The 15,797-nt window shown below is 44.7% G+C and carries 16 protein-coding genes; all 16 read left to right on the forward strand.

Going from position 1 to position 15,797, the window contains the following annotated elements; genetic code table 11:
* Positions 1-9 precede the first annotated feature (9 nt).
* Positions 10-888: a protein translocase subunit SecF gene (gene secF, locus AMICO_RS02985; RefSeq protein WP_013047994.1), complete on the forward strand. Its 879-nt coding sequence runs from the start codon at positions 10-12 to the stop codon at positions 886-888.
* Positions 889-1,066: 178 nt separating this feature from the next.
* Positions 1,067-2,524 (forward strand): radical SAM/SPASM domain-containing protein, encoded by a 1,458-nt coding sequence (locus AMICO_RS02990; protein WP_420794731.1) that lies wholly within the window; start codon positions 1,067-1,069, stop codon positions 2,522-2,524.
* Positions 2,525-2,552: 28 nt separating this feature from the next.
* On the forward strand, positions 2,553-2,981 hold the full coding sequence (locus tag AMICO_RS02995; protein WP_013047996.1) for a LapA family protein: 429 nt from the start codon (positions 2,553-2,555) through the stop codon (positions 2,979-2,981).
* A gap of 29 nt (positions 2,982-3,010) precedes the next feature.
* Positions 3,011-4,642 carry a single-stranded-DNA-specific exonuclease RecJ gene (locus AMICO_RS03000; RefSeq protein ID WP_041459509.1) on the forward strand — a complete coding sequence of 544 codons (1,632 nt, stop codon included), beginning with the start codon at positions 3,011-3,013 and terminating at the stop codon, positions 4,640-4,642.
* A 19-nt stretch (positions 4,643-4,661) separates the two neighbouring features.
* Entirely contained in the window at positions 4,662-6,977 is a 2,316-nt protein-coding gene (locus AMICO_RS03005) for a RelA/SpoT family protein (RefSeq protein WP_041459321.1), read from the forward strand.
* 6 nt (positions 6,978-6,983) lie between these two features.
* Positions 6,984-7,433: a D-aminoacyl-tRNA deacylase gene (dtd, locus tag AMICO_RS03010; protein WP_013047999.1), complete on the forward strand. Its 450-nt coding sequence runs from the start codon at positions 6,984-6,986 to the stop codon at positions 7,431-7,433.
* Positions 7,433-8,080, forward strand: a complete 648-nt coding sequence (locus AMICO_RS03015) for an MBL fold metallo-hydrolase (protein ID WP_013048000.1) — start codon at positions 7,433-7,435, stop codon at positions 8,078-8,080. The genes dtd and AMICO_RS03015 overlap by 1 nt, the downstream gene beginning before the upstream one ends.
* Positions 8,077-8,751 (forward strand): RadC family protein, encoded by a 675-nt coding sequence (gene radC, locus AMICO_RS03020; protein WP_013048001.1) that lies wholly within the window; start codon positions 8,077-8,079, stop codon positions 8,749-8,751. The genes AMICO_RS03015 and radC overlap by 4 nt, the downstream gene beginning before the upstream one ends.
* Positions 8,748-9,827 (forward strand): rod shape-determining protein, encoded by a 1,080-nt coding sequence (gene mreB / locus AMICO_RS03025; protein ID WP_013048002.1) that lies wholly within the window; start codon positions 8,748-8,750, stop codon positions 9,825-9,827. The genes radC and mreB overlap by 4 nt, the downstream gene beginning before the upstream one ends.
* Before the next feature lie 17 nt (positions 9,828-9,844).
* Positions 9,845-10,639 carry a rod shape-determining protein MreC gene (gene mreC, locus AMICO_RS09845; protein WP_013048003.1) on the forward strand — a complete coding sequence of 265 codons (795 nt, stop codon included), beginning with the start codon at positions 9,845-9,847 and terminating at the stop codon, positions 10,637-10,639.
* On the forward strand, positions 10,636-11,097 hold the full coding sequence (gene mreD, locus AMICO_RS03035) for a rod shape-determining protein MreD (RefSeq protein ID WP_013048004.1): 462 nt from the start codon (positions 10,636-10,638) through the stop codon (positions 11,095-11,097). The genes mreC and mreD overlap by 4 nt, the downstream gene beginning before the upstream one ends.
* Complete coding sequence (mrdA, locus tag AMICO_RS03040; RefSeq protein ID WP_013048005.1) at positions 11,090-12,826, forward strand: penicillin-binding protein 2; 1,737 nt, start codon at positions 11,090-11,092, stop codon at positions 12,824-12,826. The genes mreD and mrdA overlap by 8 nt, the downstream gene beginning before the upstream one ends.
* Before the next feature lie 28 nt (positions 12,827-12,854).
* Positions 12,855-13,532: a septum site-determining protein MinC gene (minC, locus tag AMICO_RS03045; protein ID WP_013048006.1), complete on the forward strand. Its 678-nt coding sequence runs from the start codon at positions 12,855-12,857 to the stop codon at positions 13,530-13,532.
* A 26-nt stretch (positions 13,533-13,558) separates the two neighbouring features.
* Positions 13,559-14,362 (forward strand): septum site-determining protein MinD, encoded by an 804-nt coding sequence (gene minD, locus AMICO_RS03050; RefSeq protein ID WP_013048007.1) that lies wholly within the window; start codon positions 13,559-13,561, stop codon positions 14,360-14,362.
* Between the two features lie 21 nt (positions 14,363-14,383).
* On the forward strand, positions 14,384-14,656 hold the full coding sequence (gene minE, locus AMICO_RS03055; protein WP_013048008.1) for a cell division topological specificity factor MinE: 273 nt from the start codon (positions 14,384-14,386) through the stop codon (positions 14,654-14,656).
* 12 nt (positions 14,657-14,668) lie between these two features.
* Positions 14,669-15,781, forward strand: coding sequence for a rod shape-determining protein RodA (rodA, locus tag AMICO_RS03060; protein WP_013048009.1), 1,113 nt, complete (start codon positions 14,669-14,671; stop codon positions 15,779-15,781).
* The last annotated feature ends 16 nt before the right edge of the window (positions 15,782-15,797 follow it).

A 15,797-nucleotide genomic window follows, 5' to 3' on the forward strand; every position in this document is an offset into this window, starting at 1 on the left:
GTTTGCGACATGTTCAGAAGAGATTTCTCATTTAAATTTATGAAACATCGAAGACAAGCGATCCTTCTAAGCCTGGGTCTTATTGTAGTGAGTCTAGTGCTTCTTTTTACCAAGGGGCTTAACCTCGGTATTGATTTCACAGGGGGGAATCTTATTCAGGTAGAGTTTGCCTCACAAGTTCCTGTTGGCGACGTCAGGGATGTTTTGGCGGAAATTGGCCAGAAACAGGCTGTCATTCAGGGATATAGCGATAATGGCGTCATTATCCGAGTGAATGTAGACACTGAGGAATCACGCAAAGAAGTGATTCAAACATTGAAAGATAAGTATCCAGGCATGGAAGTACTGCGATTTGAAAAGGTAGGCCCTGTAGTAGGCGAAAAATTACGAAGAGAAGCCTTTCTGGCTGTAAGTTTAGCTCTTCTTGGAATATTGGCTTATATCACGGTCCGCTTTAAATTTCGCTTTGCGGTTGTCAGTGTTATTGCCCTTATGCATGACACTATTATAACCTTAGGGATCTTCAGCTTGCTGGGACGCGAGATATCATTGCCCTTCATAGCTGCCATTTTAACTATTGTGGGTTACTCTCTTAATGATACAATAGTAGTGTTCGACAGAGTGAGGGAAAATTGGAAGTATCTGAGGCAAGAGGGACTTCTTGAAGTACTAGACATGTCAATAAACCAGACACTCTCTAGAACTATCAATACGTCCTTAACAACCTTTTTTCCAGTTTTAGCCCTTTTCATATGGGGTGGCGCTGTAATAGCCAACTTCTCCTTCGCTCTTCTTTTAGGCATTCTGGTTGGAACGTATAGTTCAGTCTGTATTGCGAGTTCCCTTCTGGCTGAATGGTATTTGAGATATCCCGAGAGTAAGAAGTAGCAGTGACGATCCAACTTTTTATGGTGTGACAACAAGGGGGCTTTTAGGGCCCCCTTGTTTCTTATAAAGTGAACAGGCTTTAGCGTTGCTTTACTAAATATAAATACTCCATTAAAATGAATAAAATCTACCTTTTTGCAAAGTAAATGGTCAAAATTAAAATCACTTAAAGGAGATGATGAAAGTGGCCATTACTATGATTGATAGAGCAAAGGGAATTCTTTCTCAAAAAGCTATTGAAAAGGCAGCCTCAATGCTCAAAAAAGGAGATGAGAAAAACTTAACAACTCTTTTTAGGGGAATAGCCGGCATCGCGCCGGCACGTTATCATAGAGAAACATTTAAACAGCTCGCTGACATGGTAGAAAAGAATGATCCTTTTGTAGGTTTCGTTAAAAGAATTGCTCTGGAACTTAACCCCCATTGCCTTTCCAAGTTCATTCACAACCTAGTTGTTAACTTTATGGTTCTTGGTCGGGGTATCAGGGATCAAAAAGAGAAAGAATATAACGTTCACCTTCCTAATTTTATGGTGATCAGCCCCACGATGAAATGCAATCTTCACTGCAAGGGCTGCTATGCTGCAGAGTATGATACGAGCAGGGAGCTCACCTTTTATGAGCTGGACAATCTCTTAAAAGATGCTAAGGATCTCGGGATGTATTTTTTCACTTTTTCGGGGGGAGAGGCCTTCTTCCGCAACGATCTTTTAGACTTATGGGAAAAACATAATGATTGTTATTTCCAGGTATACACAAACGGAACCCTTCTTGATGACAAAATGGTGGATCGACTTGTTAAACTTGGCAACGTAATGCCTATGATCTCAGTTGAAGGGAGTCGAGAACAAACGGATTTTCGTCGTGGTGCCGGCGTTTATGATAAAGTGATAGCTGCTTATCAAAGATTAAACGAGGCAGGGGTCATGTTTGGTTTCAGTGCCACTTACACTCGTTCTGCCGCAGATTATATGGCCAGTGATGAGTTTATTCAGACCATGATTCAGCGGGGCTGTAAAGTTGGCTGGTTTTTCCAATATGTTCCTGTAGGTGAAAATCCAGATTTAAGTTATATGGCAACGCCCCATCAAAGGGCAAGACTTCACGAAAAAGTAGAGGAATGGCGCCATAGAGATGATTGTCCTATTTTTATCGGTGATTTTTGGAACGATGGTCCCTATGTTGACGGATGTATGGCGGCAGGAGAGCGATATTGGCATATAATTTCAGATGGAAGCGTAGAACCATGTGTTTTTGTGCCTTTTGCCGTGGATAATATTCGCCAAAAATCCCTTGTTGACATTGCACGAAGTCCTTTCTTCACGTATATTCGTAATCAGCTCCCCTACGACGGAGAAGATAATCTTCTTCGTCCATGTATGATTCTGGATCATCCAGATGTACTTAGGGAAGTGGTAACTAAATTTGGAGCTAGACCATGTCACGGGGGTTTGGGCAATCTTCTCTCAGGAGAGATTCCCCGTGCCCTTGATGAATATGCGCAAGAGATAAAGCAAATTTACGATCCCTTATGGGAAAAAAGGGAAAAGGGAAAATATCTGAAGAGCCTTGAGAAAGAAGATAAGAAAGAATGGCTTGAAAGGATGACTTTACCCACTGGTTCTGAAGAAAAATAATATGGCTGGATCCTTAGGAGGGAGTCACATGAGAAGTTATGCTTTGGCAGTAGGACTTGCTATGCTCATATCGGCTGTATTCGCCTTTCAAAATACAGGAGAAATTACTGTCAATTTTTTAATTTGGACACGGCAGGTTCCTCAAGGTATCTGGGAAGTGGCTGTTTTTGCAGGAGGCTGCGTTCTCATGTGGTTGGTTTCCATGTCAGCAGCCCTTGAATCTCGTGGGAAGTATAAGAAACAGATTCGAGAGCTCGATGGTAAAATGAAAAAACTGGAAGAAGAACGCACTTCTTTGCTGAATGCTTTAAATGCCACATCAAATGTAACTTCCCATAATGCAACTTCCTGTGTTGAGGAAGGCAAAGAGAATTGTATTGTTCTTCCTTCGGAGCCTTTGGAAACAGTGAAAGAAGAGTTTGAAACTACACCAAGAGAGGAAAATGAACAACAGTGACATCTTTTTGTTTGCGATCTAAATTAAATGTGACCACTCTTGAGGATTCTTGCCACAGAATTGCTAGAGAATTAAGCTGTCCACCCTTTGTAGCAGCTATATTAGAAATGCAGGGAAGAGTTTCTCTCCATGATATCGATAAGGCTCGGGCCTGGCTTAGTCCGAGCCTTGATTTCTTTGCAGCCTCATGTTTTCTTGGAGAAGGCGCAAGAGCGGTGGCCGAGAGATGGCAGAGGCTATCATCCCTTGGGAATGTAGTTGTTTATGGAGATTACGATGTTGACGGCGTTTCATCTACCACTCTCGCTATGGAATTATGTAAAGAGAGGGCAGCAGGGGTACGCTACTATATTCCTCATCGACATATGGAAGGATATGGGCTCCATCGCCAGGTTGTACAACAACTTCTTGTCGCAGGTTGTGATACATTGATCATCGTGGACTGTGGCACAAAGGATGGGGATATTTTAAAGGAAGCGCAACAGACTGGAATGAATGTCTTTGTTTTTGATCACCACCTCCCGGAGAAAGGGGAGTTGCCAGCCTCTTTCATAGTTAATCCGCAGATAGACGGTGATAAGGAAGGGAAGCTTCTTTGTGCTACCGCGGTTCTTTGGCTGTGGGCCTATCAATTTAAAATAATGCCTATGGAATGGCTTGCAGAACATCTCGACCTGGTGGCCCTTGCGACTATTGCTGATTGCATGACATTAGGCAGCCTTAATAGAGCGTTGGTTAAGGAAGGACTTGAAAGAATTCGTTATACCGCCCGACCTGGGCTGGAACTACTTATAAAACGCCTTGGTCTGTTTCATCGTTTTGTAAATGAAGAACAACTTGCTATGAAGGTCATTCCTTGCTTAAACGCAGCAGGCCGTCTTGCCTTTGCGGACCTTGCAGTAAAAGTGCTGACAGGGGAAGAGCCAGTTGAAAACCATGTGGAAGAGCTTATTTCCTTAAACAGGAAGAGGCAAAACCTTTCAACCCGTATCACTAAAGAGGCGGTAAAGGTGGTAGAGGAACGATCTAAGCACGTTCTCTTCGAGGAATCGTGGCCAGTAGGAGTTCTAAGCGGAGTGGCGAGCCGTCTTTGTTCTGAAAAGAATGCCCCTGTAGTTTTAGCTGCCCCTGTTCAGGATTGGATTAGAGGAACATTGCGTATGCCCGAAGGAGGCAATGCCGTACAGGTTCTTGATCACCTTTCAGATCAACTTGAAGCTTGGGGAGGGCACAAGCAGGCAGCGGGATTTTCTGTGTCAAAAGATAATTGGGAAAAGCTCAGAGGTGATTTAGAACACATCCTTGCCAGTGTGGAATATGAGGATCCGGAAATTTCAGCCCTGGCTCTCCATCCGTCTCAAATTACCTTGCAGGACTGGAAGTCAGCTCTGGATCTCGGTCCTTTTGGTATGGGAAATCCTTGTCCCTTATTGTATTGCGAAAGTTATGGAAATGAGCAGTTCTTACCCCTTGGGAAAACGGGGCTTCATTTAAAGATACAATTGGGTTCAGAATATCTGGTGGCTTTCAATAGTGTCGAAATTCTGAAAACCCTTTCCTCGTCGCACATTACAGGCTGGGTATACCACCCTCGAGTTGATTTTTGGCGTGGTCAGCCCCGTCTTCAATTTATGCTCGATTATATAGTGTTAGATTCTTGATTTAAAGGGTGATCGAGCCATGGTAGAAATTCACACAGATTCCCTAGAATATGAAATAGACCCAATAGATCCAAGAGAGCAGGAGCGCCACCTTAAAAGTCTTGGGCTCGATAAGAAGTCTCTGGGGAAGTTGCGAGATAGCTATATTGGACGGATACCAGAGACAGAACGAACTATTTCTGTTAAGTTCGCTTGGCATGAGCTATGGTCGAAAGTGACATATTATTTGACCAAAGAAGAACTGAAGAAACTTGGCGAAGCCTTTGTTATGGCAGCGGATGCTCATGGTGAACAAAAACGCTCAAGTGGAGACCCATATGTTGTACACAGCATAAATGTAGCCTCAATACTTGCAGACATGCAACTCGATTTAGTTACTCTTATAGCGGCTCTCCTTCACGATGTTTTAGAGGATACCGCCCTTTCCGCAGAGAAGGTCAAATCAGCATTTGGCGATGATGTTATTACTCTTGTAGATGGCGTAACGAAATTAGGCAAGCTTCCCTTTAAATCTTTCGAAGACTATCAGGCAGAAAATCTTCGTAAAATGTTTGTTGTCATGGCTAAGGATATCCGCGTTGTTCTTATTAAGTTGGCAGACAGACTTCATAATATGAGAACCCTAGGAGCTCTTCGCAGGGATAAGCAACTGCGCATTGCTAAAGAAACGCTGGAAATATACGCACCCCTCGCTCACCGACTTGGAATCTACCAGGTAAAGAGAGGATTAGAGGACCTCGCATTTAAATACTCCGACCCCGATATGTATTACGAGATACGGCGCAGAGTGCGAAAGAAATTGCCTGAGCGGGAAGCTATCATTAAAAAAGCTATAGAAATCCTTCAAGATCGTTTAAAACAGGAATCCATTCATTTTAAAGTGAAAGGGCGGGCCAAACATTTTTATAGCATCTATGAAAAGATGAATCGCAAAAAACTTCCCGTAGAGCAACTTTATGATCTCCTAGCCTTGCGCGTTGTAGTGGATGATGTGGCTGCCTGTTACACTGTTTTGGGTATCGTCCATACTATTTGGAAACCTATCCCTGGTCAATTTGATGACTACATAGCTAATCCAAAGACAAATATGTACCAATCGCTTCATACCACTGTCGTTGGTCCTACGGGAGAACCCCTGGAAGTTCAAATACGATCTGCTGAAATGAACCGTCTTGCGGAATATGGGATCGCCGCCCACTGGAGATATAAAGAGGGTGGCAATGTCCTCGATGATCTGGATGCCCGCCTTACATGGATTCGCCAGGCCCTCGAAGGAGATCATGAAGGGGGACCAACAGAGTTCCTTGAACGCCTAAAAGAAGATGTTCTCACATCTGATGTCTTCGTATTTACCCCCCAGGGGAAAGTGGTGTCTTTGCCCAAGGGGTCGACACCTATAGACTTTGCCTATGCCATTCATACCCAGGTTGGAAACCGCTGTGTGGGAGCTATGGTCAACAACCGGATTGTGTCTCTGACCTATGAAGTAAAAAATGGCGATATTGTTAAAATTATTACTTCACCTCAAGGGACCCCCTCCCGGGACTGGCTTAAGATGGCCCGCAGCAGCAAGGCTAAAGGCAAGATTCGCTCCTTCTTTCGACAGCAGGAAAAAGCAGAAAGGCAAGAAAAGATCGAGCGCGGGCATGAACTTCTTGAAAGGGAAATTAAAAGAAGGGACATAGAAGATCTCAGTGCCGAATATGAAGACCTGATCCCCCTTCTCAACAGGATAGCCCGGGATATAGGACATGCCAATGGTGAGGATATTTTGGTCGCCATAGGCAACAACACTTTAAGCCCATCGACGCTTATACAAAAACTTATTGGTAGAACGCAAGTTCCCGCTTTACCAGAGATTCCGGAAGAGATACCTCCCGCTGGCATAAAGAAGACAGATTCCGATATTATAGTAGAAGGGGCCGAAGGCGTTCAGGTGGTTATCGCAAATTGCTGTCTTCCTGTTCCAGGGGATGAGATCGTAGGATATTCGACTCGTAGCCGCGGGATAACTGTTCATAGATCAGGTTGTCCGAATGTGGAAGAGGCAGGAGAAACAAGGCTTATACAGATTTCATGGGGGCCAGGGACACGGGGGAACAGATATACTACGAGGCTGAAGCTTGAAGCAATGGATAGGTCTGGTCTTTTTACAGACGTGGCTCAAGCTATAATGGCAAGTGATGGAAACATTGTGGGTATAAAGGCGAACGTAGTTGGCGGCACACTTGCCCGGATGAAAATAGAGATCAGAGTACGGGATATAGAACATCTATATGCTATTGTTGCAAAACTTAATGCGGTTAAGAACGTTATAGAAGTAACCCGGGGGTGAAGATGTATGCGAGCTGTTGTACAAAGAGTTTCATCTGCTTCTGTTTGTGTAGAAGGAGAAAGAGTAGGTTCCATAGATCAGGGTCTTCTTGTTTTGTTGGGGGTTTCAGGAAAAGATACAGCGGCAGATGCAGAATGGCTTGTGGAAAAAATAGTAAACTTGAGAGTGTTTGAAGACGAGGAAAGGAAGCTAAACCGCTCTCTTTTAGATGTGGGAGGGAAGTTGCTTGTGGTTTCTCAGTTTACTTTGTATGGCAACTGTCGAAAGGGGCGGCGTCCTTCTTTTGTTGAGGCAGCGCCACCAGAAGTAGCCGACGCCCTTTATAACGTTTTTGTAACAAAGGCAAAAGAACGGAATATACCAGTTCAAACAGGGGTTTTCCAGGCGCATATGATGGTTGAGCTTGTTAACGATGGGCCGGTCACCCTTATTATTGATACGCCGGAGGGAGCCTAATGGATTATAAACGTTTCCCCCTGGGGGCTTTGTGGACAAATGGATACCTCTTTTGGGATAGTCACAAGAGGGGTTTTTTTGTTGATCCAGGCGGAGAGGCCAGCGATGTCATCGCTTTCTTAGAGGAACAGAAGATTCATCTTGAATGGATTCTTTTAACCCATGGGCATATTGACCATATTGGGGGAATTCCCATGCTTGCTCCTTATGCATCTAAAGGAGTTGCTGTTGCGACAGAAGATGAAAAGCTACTGAACAATCCAAATCTGAATCTTTCCCAGTGGATAGGGCTGGATTTTGAAGGCTGGAATGCTTCTTTGTTGCTTGCGGATTCAGACCAGATCCAGATAGGTGAATATACGATTTCTGTCATAGCTACCCCAGGGCACACCCCTGGCAGCATTTGCTATGTGGTGAAAAGGCATAATGAATCTCTTCTTTTATCGGGAGATACTCTTTTTGCCAGAAGTGTGGGAAGGACGGATCTACCAGGCGGAGATAGTAAAATCCTCGCTCTTTCCCTTCGCAAATTAACAGTTTTGCCTGATACGATGGCAGTGCTCCCCGGTCACGGCCCTGAAACCACAATAGGCCAAGAGAGAGAATGGAATCCTTTTTGGCCTGACAGGGAGTCACAAGTGAAGTGAAATTGAAACAACTGCCTCTTTCAGAACGACCGCGGGAAAGGCTTTTCAGGGAAGGGGCGACGGCGCTTTCTCTTGCGGAGCTTATTGCTATCCTTCTTCGAACGGGTAGCGAAAACAAGGATGTTCTAGGATTGTCCGGGGAGTTGCTCCATCTTTTCGGGGGGTTGAAGGGCATCTCAAAGGCTTCAATTTCAGAGATACTTCAGGTGAAAGGGATGGGGAAGGCTAAAGTGGCAGTGCTGGTTGCGGCTCTTGAACTAGGCAAAAGATTGATGGCATGTGATACAAATATAGAAAGTGAAAGAGACGAATGGAGGAAAACTTTAAGCTATCTGTGTCGACTCCTTTCAGAAGAAGAGCGAGAAATCATAGTTTCTCTTTTCCTTGACGGAAAAGGAGGCGTGATTTCGAAGGAAAGAGTATCATATGGAGGTATTGAAGGAGCATTCCTTGATGTAAAATATTTATTTCGAAAGGCCGTACGTCTTGATGCTAGAGGAATGGTCTTGATCCACAACCATCCCAACGGCACATTAAGACCAAGCCGGGAAGATATAATGCTAACCGAGTTTGTTGAGCGCAGTCTTAGCGTGCTTGACATAAGTTTTGTCGGGCACTTTATTGCAGCTAGGGGGGAATGGGTGCAAATTCCTCCAGGATATACCGCATGAAGGTGGGGAGTGTACAAGTGTTCAGATTTATTTCTGGGATGTTCGGTACTGACGTAGGGATTGACTTGGGGACGGCTAATATAGTGGTATACATTAAGGGGAAAGGGATAGTTTTTAACGAGCCTTCTGCTGTAGCCATCCGTAAAAAAATAAAAGGCGGCGGCAAAATAGAAGTTATAGCTGTCGGAAATGAAGCAAAGGCTATGGCGGGCAAAACCCCTACGGGAGTTTATACTATTTGGCCGCTGCAGGATGGCGTTATAGCCAATTACGATATGACAGAAGAATTAATTCGATATTGTCTTAAAAGAGCTGCGGGGGGAAGTACTGTACTTGCCCATCCCCGAGTAGTCATATCAGTGCCTGCCGAGGTTACAGAGGTAGAAAGAAAAGCAGTTGTAGATGCCACTTTGGGCGCAGGAGCAAGAGAAGCCTATGTAGTGGAAGAGCCAATTGCCGCTGCCATTGGAGTAGGTCTTCCAATAAAAGAGCCTCGGGGAAGTATGATACTTGATATTGGCGGCGGGACAAGCGAGGTCGCAGTCCTTTCTCTGGGTGGCATTGTTGTTACGAACTCCCTTCGTACGGCAGGCAAGGATATGGACGAGGCTATTATTGCTATGCTCCGTCAAAAGTATGCTCTCCTTATTGGTGACACCACCGCAGAAGAAGTAAAAATGCAGATAGGAACGGCTCTCCCTATGGAAGATGAGCTGGAAATGGTCGTAAAGGGGCGAGATCTGGCAGATGGGTTGCCAAAGGCAGACATGGTGACCTCGTACGAGGTTAGAGAAGCCCTTGAGCCTATAATCCGCCGAATTGAAGATATGGTAAAAGTCGCCCTGGAGCAGACCCCACCTGAACTTGCAAAAGATATAGTAGATCAGGGAATAATTCTTTCGGGCGGGGTTTCTCAGCTAAGAGGATTATCTGAGCGGTTTTCTCGCGCTTTGAGCACCCCTGTAATAGTGGCGGAGGACCCTCTCTTTTCTGTAGCACAAGGGGTAGGGAAAATACTTGAGAATCTTGACGACATGAAAAAAGTTCTTCTCTCTGTGGAGAAAGGCGCTCAGTAATGTTCGGGAGATAGGGGATGCGTAAACCAGATTCCGGTGATTTCAATAAAGAAGTCATCCATGGGCTTGTGGCTCTTGCCGCTAGCTTCATGTTGCTTGCTCTCGCCCCTCAAATTCTTCTTTTTCGAACTCCCTCTGACTGGGTAGGGAAAGTTTTGTTTTATCCTGAGGTCCCAGCGGTGTTATTAAACAATACTCTTCGCAAGGCTTCGTTTTGGTTCAGAGAACGATCCGCTCTCATTGCAGAGAACCAAAAGCTGTCTCAGGAAAACTGGATATTGAAAGTTGCCATAAGCCAAGAAAAGGTCGAAAGTTATATGGAACGAATGAATCAAATTACAAAACACGCTCGAATAACCTTGCGCTCCCCCCACGATTGGTGGACAGAGATAAGAATAAATCAAGGGGAAGAAAATAATTTAAAACCTGGATTCCCTGTTTTACAAAAAGGGTCTTTAGTGGGACGTATTACCCGAGTAGAAGCTGGATATTCATGGGCGGAACTTATTACTTCCTCATCTCTCCTTATACCTGTGGTTGTGGATCAGACCCGGGATCTTGGTGTGGTGACAGGTGATGGGCAGGGACAGATCTGGCTGCAGTATATTTCGGAAGGCAGATCCATAGAGAAAGGAATGACTGTAAGCACTGCGCTGGTTAGTGAAAGTTTGCCCCCGGGGCTTCCAGTTGGCTCTGTAACTGGAGAGCTTCGCCATTCTTCTGGAGGGTTTGTTGCTTATAGGATAGAACCCGGGGCAGATTTTATCCGCCTTTATCAGGTAGAGGTATTAACAGAGGGAACAAAACCATGACATCTTTTGTCATAGCATGGTATGCCCAAGATCTTCTTCGTGTTTTTTCCTCAGGTCACTTTTTAGTGCCTGAAATTTTTCTCCTTGTTTTGCTTTACATGGCTCTGAAGCATGAGGATGAAGGTGCTTATATTCTTTGGAGCGGTTTTCTTGGCGGTATTCTGTGGGATTTAAGGTGGCCAGGGTTGGTTGGTGTTTCTTCAGCTCTTTACGTGGCGTCCATTCTCTTTGTCCGTTGGATTTGGCTTTCCCTCCCTTCTTCAGCACGAAGTGTCCCGGCCTTTGGCCTTTTAATCTGGAGTGCCCATTTGGTTTTAACTTTTATCAGGCTTCTTATGTGGGGAATAAGAGAACAGACCCTTCTAAAAGTTTTTTTAGTGCAGCAGGGGGTTCTTTTGCCAATGGTTTTTGGAGCTTGCCTTCTTTATGCCTGGAGTGTGGGACAAGACGATGCCTAGCGACCGAAGCGATATCGATAGACGTCTCAGAACATGGAGAATTGTGATGTTATGCTCCATGGGACTTCTTATAGGGGCTCTTTATTACTTTCAGATCATTCATGGGGATAGCTATATAAAACTTGCGACAGGAAATCGCCTTCGTTTTGTTCGATTCGCCCCCTCTCGGGGGAATATTTATGATCGAAATGGCGCTCCACTGGCCACCAACATTCGTACTTTTGATATTATGGGATATCCTCTCGATCTGGAGAAAGAACAGCTTGTATCTAAAACATCTGAAATATTGAATAAACATGGAATTCCGTTGACATCGGAGGAGATAAAGAATACGGTCAAGCGGCAATACTGGGCTCCCTACAGAGTTGTTCGCGTGGTGTCAAATCTTACTCTAACCCAAATGGTTGATCTTATAGCTGACCCGGAGTTTCCGCCTCAGCTTTTTCCAGTACCAGTCTGGCGCCGCACCTACCCATCTGGAGCTTTAACGGCAAATGTAACGGGATATGTGGCTGAGATTAGCGAAGATGAGTTGAAGTCGAAAAGAGAAGGGGACTATGTGGGGGGAGACCTTATTGGCAAAGCTGGCATAGAATTTTCCTATGAATCCCTATTGCGGGGCATGCCCGGAGAAGAATCTATAGAGGTAGACGCCAGAGGGAGACGAGTGCAGGAAATAGACTTTAAATCTCCAGTTAAGGGGAAGGATATCTATCTCACTCTTGACCTTGGCGCTCAAAGATTGTCAGCTGACCTAATGAAAGAGAACAGAGGATCTGTTGTAGTATTGGATGTGGAGACTGGTGCTGTGCTTGTTCTTTATACGGCTCCCTCCTATGACAATAACCCTTTGGCGTGGGGTGTGTCTGCCAGGGAGTGGAAATCTCTCTTAAAGGATCCAGAACGTCCAATGCTTGATCGCAGCATTGCAGGGGTGTATCCGCCAGCTTCTACTTTTAAGCCTCTGGTAGCTCTCTCTGCTCTTGAGGAAGGAGCAATTACACCCAAAACGACGTACTTCTGTGGGGGATCCTTCCAATTGGGGGGAAGGGCTTTTCGCTGCTGGAAGCGCGGTGGGCATGGAACAATCGGATTGAAAGAAGCTTTAAGTCAATCTTGTGATGTATACTTCTACCAAACAGGAATTAAAGTTGGCATTGACAGATTGACTCGCTGGGGGCAGAAATTAGGGGTGGGAAATTTAACAGGTATAGATATACCGGGGGAACTTTCAGGCAATAGAGCGGGCCGAGAATGGAAAGAAAAAGTTGTCAAAGAGGTATGGTACCAGGGAGATACGGTAAACTATTCTATAGGCCAGGGTTTCTTGCTCATGACCCCTATACAGATAGCCAGAATGTACGCCGTTTTCGCTAATGGGGGGAATCTCATAACCCCTCATCTTTATAGGGGAGAGATGGTTCCTCCTCAGAAGTTGAACCTTTCTAAAAATCACATAAAAACAATACATGAAGGGCTCGTGAACGTAATTAAAAGAGGAACCGGGTGGAGAGCCGGGACCTTTGGTGTCACAGTGGCAGGAAAGACAGGAACCGCTCAAAATGCCCATGGACCTGATCACGCTCTTTTTGCAGGGTACGCTCCTGCTGATAAACCTCGTTATGTAGCTGTTGCTGTGATAGAGGCTGGAGAGCACGGAAGTTCCGCAGCGGCCCCAATTGTAGGAGAAGTGCTTGCTTACCTTGTGGGCCATGATTCGCTAAAATAGGTTCTTTAAACCTCAGGGAGGAAGGAGAATGGAGTCTATGGAAACGTTTCAAACTCCAGTTCTACTAAAGGGAACAGGAGGGGGGCTGCGTCTTATCGTCCCTGAAGAATTGAAAGAAAAAGAAGTTTTTATGGAGCTTGAACGTGTTTCATCTCAAGCAAAAGCATTGTTAGAGATGAAAGTGATACTTGATTTTCAAGGACGGATATTAAGCAAAGACTTTATCATAGGTATTCTTAAGGATTTTATATGGTCTAAAGGTGTTTTTGTATCATCGTGGGTCACTTATGATGCAGAGAGTCAGCACTTGCTTCAGGCATTTGGCGCAAAAACAGGGGAGCCAGCGCGGGAAAAGCCCCATGGTAAGGGCAAAAACTATGACACGCTTTTTCTCATGCGATCCCTTCGCTCTGGGCAGCGCATAGAGCATGGCGGCGACGTTGTTATCATCGGTCATGTCAATGATGGCGCAGAAGTGATAGCTTCTGGAAATATTTGTATTTGGGGCCGCTTAAAAGGACTGGCCCATGCTGGTTCAGACGGGAATACTGAACAGAGCATAGTGGTGGGGGATTTTCAGGCAAAACAAGTTCGTCTTGGCAGTAAGGTGGGAAGTTACCTGGATAGCTCTATGGAGTGGTGGGCACACTCAGTCCTTATTACTCTTGAGCATGATTCTCTTTTTGTTCGCGAACTAAAAATATAACAGAGATTGGGAATGGAGGGATTTTCGTGGAGCCTCGAGTCATAGTTGTAACGTCCGGGAAGGGCGGAGTTGGAAAAACGACCACTACGGCCAACGTTTCTTTTGCTTTGGCAAAGGCTGGCTATAAAGTGGTTGCAATTGACGCTGATATTGGCCTTAGGAACCTTGATGTGGTAATGGGCCTGGAAAATCGCGTCGTGTACAATTTTATCGATGTAATTGAAGGGACTTGTCGCCTTCCCCAGGCTCTTATTCGGGATAAACGGGTCGACAATCTTTTTCTGCTTCCAGCAGCCCAGACTCGCACCAAGGATGCCGTAAGTCCAGACCAGATGGTGGAACTCTGCGAAATGCTGAAAAAAGAAGGTTTTGATTTTATTCTTCTTGATAGCCCTGCAGGTATTGAGGGTGGCTTTAAGAACGCAGCGGCGGGGGCGACTGAGGCTCTCGTTGTGACAACTCCAGAAATTCCTTCAGTTCGAGATGCAGACCGCATTATTGGCCTTTTGGAATCAATGGAAAAAAAACCAATTCGTCTCGTAATTAATCGGGTTAAACCCAGTATGGTCAAAGAAGGGGAAATGCTTGACGTACAGGATGTACTCGATGTGCTGGCCATTGAGCTTATTGGAATTGTTCCCGATGATGACAGTGTTGTCAAATCAGCAAATAGAGGGGAGCCTCTTACCAGTGGCGATACGTCCCTTGCATCTATGGCCTTCTCAAACATAGCGGACAGACTGCTTGGGAAAGAAGTTGCCTTTTTAAATCTCGATAGCCAGAGAGGCTCAGGGTTTTTCTCTGGTATCAAGAAGCTGCTGGGTTTTTAGAAACCGGGAGGAGAGGACATTATGCTAGGAATACTACAAAAACTTTTTGGACGGGAAGGCACAAAAAAAACAGCAAAAGAAAGACTTCAGATTGTTTTGATACACGATCGTTCTGATATCTCTCCTGGCCTTATGGAAGAACTTAGAAAAGATATGATTGAAGTTCTTTCTAAATATATGGAGATCGATACGGACAATATTGAGATGGAGCTTGACAAGGCTAATAAGTCTGTGGCTTTTGTAGCGAATATCCCGGTCGTTAGAATTAAGAGAAAATCACAGAGTGAGCAATGAACTTGAATTAGGATGGGCGAAAAAAGATTCTCTATTAAAGAAATTTTTGCATATGGAGATAAGGTACTGATCATATCGGTACTCGCTCTTTTTGTTTTGGGAGTATTATCTATATATAGCGCGGAAATGGGAGTGGGCCGCAAAGCTAGTGGATTTGCCATGAGGCAGCTTGTTTGGGGTCTTATTTCACTCGTTGTTTTTTTCGTGGTTATTAAGGTAGGGTACCGTCGACTGATCAATTGGGCGTACTTTATCTACTGGGTTTTTTCTGTCGGCTCGCTTTTAATTGTGCTTCTTACGGGATTGACTGTGAAAGGGGCCCAGAGTTGGTTAAATTTGGGACTACTTCGCTTCCAGCCGTCAGAGGCAGGCAAAATAGGCCTAGCCTTGGTAATGGCTAAACATTTCTGTAGATACCCGCCAGAAAATCTTTCTCGTTTTATTGGTGGATTGATCCTTGCTGGGATTTCGACTCTTTTAGTTTTTATCCAACCAGACCTGGGCAGCTCTATAGTTTATGGTCTCATGATATTAATAGCACTTGTTGTCGCGGGAGCCCCAAAACGATATGTGTTAACCTTGACAGGTCTGGCATTCGTGCTTTTACCTGTTGGGTGGCAATTTTTAAAGGAGTATCAGAAAAAAAGACTCCTTGTTTTCATTAATCCTGCCCTAGATCCCTTAGGAGCAGGATATAACGTTATACAATCAAGAATCGCAGTCGGATCAGGGGGATTGTTGGGAAAAGGATTTTTACATGGATTGCAAAGTAAACTTCGTTTCTTACCTGAACCCCATACTGATTTTATCTTTAGTGTTTATGCAGAAGAGTTCGGTTTTTTGGGATCGCTTATAGTTCTAGTGCTTTTTTGTGTTGTTTTTTGGAGAATAATCAATGCGGGCCTTCGATGCAAAGATAAAAGAGGGAAAGTTTTAGTGGCTTCTTTGGCAGCATGGATATGGTTTCAGGTTGTAGAATCTATCGGAATGAGTATGGGGCTTCTTCCTATCACAGGACTCCCCTTGCCCTTTTTAAGTTATGGAGGCAGTTCTCTTTTAGCCGTGTCCGTTGCAATTGCCCTTGTTATGAGTGTGTATCTTTCAACGATGAAAGATTATGAATAGATCTTAGTAGGGAGGA

The sequence above is a fragment of the Aminobacterium colombiense DSM 12261 genome (assembly GCF_000025885.1).
In the GTDB taxonomy this organism is placed as follows: Bacteria; Synergistota; Synergistia; order Synergistales; family Aminobacteriaceae; genus Aminobacterium; species Aminobacterium colombiense.

Coding starts and splice junctions, on each gene's coding strand:
- secF (WP_013047994.1), top strand. CDS start 10: ATGTTCAGAAGAGATTTCTCATTTAAATTTATGAAACATCGAAGACAA.
- AMICO_RS02990 (WP_420794731.1), top strand. CDS start 1,067: ATGAAAGTGGCCATTACTATGATTGATAGAGCAAAGGGAATTCTTTCT.
- AMICO_RS02995 (WP_013047996.1), top strand. CDS start 2,553: ATGAGAAGTTATGCTTTGGCAGTAGGACTTGCTATGCTCATATCGGCT.
- AMICO_RS03005 (WP_041459321.1), top strand. CDS start 4,662: ATGGTAGAAATTCACACAGATTCCCTAGAATATGAAATAGACCCAATA.
- dtd (WP_013047999.1), top strand. CDS start 6,984: ATGCGAGCTGTTGTACAAAGAGTTTCATCTGCTTCTGTTTGTGTAGAA.
- AMICO_RS03015 (WP_013048000.1), top strand. CDS start 7,433: ATGGATTATAAACGTTTCCCCCTGGGGGCTTTGTGGACAAATGGATAC.
- mreB (WP_013048002.1), top strand. CDS start 8,748: ATGAAGGTGGGGAGTGTACAAGTGTTCAGATTTATTTCTGGGATGTTC.
- mreC (WP_013048003.1), top strand. CDS start 9,845: ATGCGTAAACCAGATTCCGGTGATTTCAATAAAGAAGTCATCCATGGG.
- mreD (WP_013048004.1), top strand. CDS start 10,636: ATGACATCTTTTGTCATAGCATGGTATGCCCAAGATCTTCTTCGTGTT.
- mrdA (WP_013048005.1), top strand. CDS start 11,090: ATGCCTAGCGACCGAAGCGATATCGATAGACGTCTCAGAACATGGAGA.
- minC (WP_013048006.1), top strand. CDS start 12,855: ATGGAGTCTATGGAAACGTTTCAAACTCCAGTTCTACTAAAGGGAACA.
- minE (WP_013048008.1), top strand. CDS start 14,384: ATGCTAGGAATACTACAAAAACTTTTTGGACGGGAAGGCACAAAAAAA.
- rodA (WP_013048009.1), top strand. CDS start 14,669: ATGGGCGAAAAAAGATTCTCTATTAAAGAAATTTTTGCATATGGAGAT.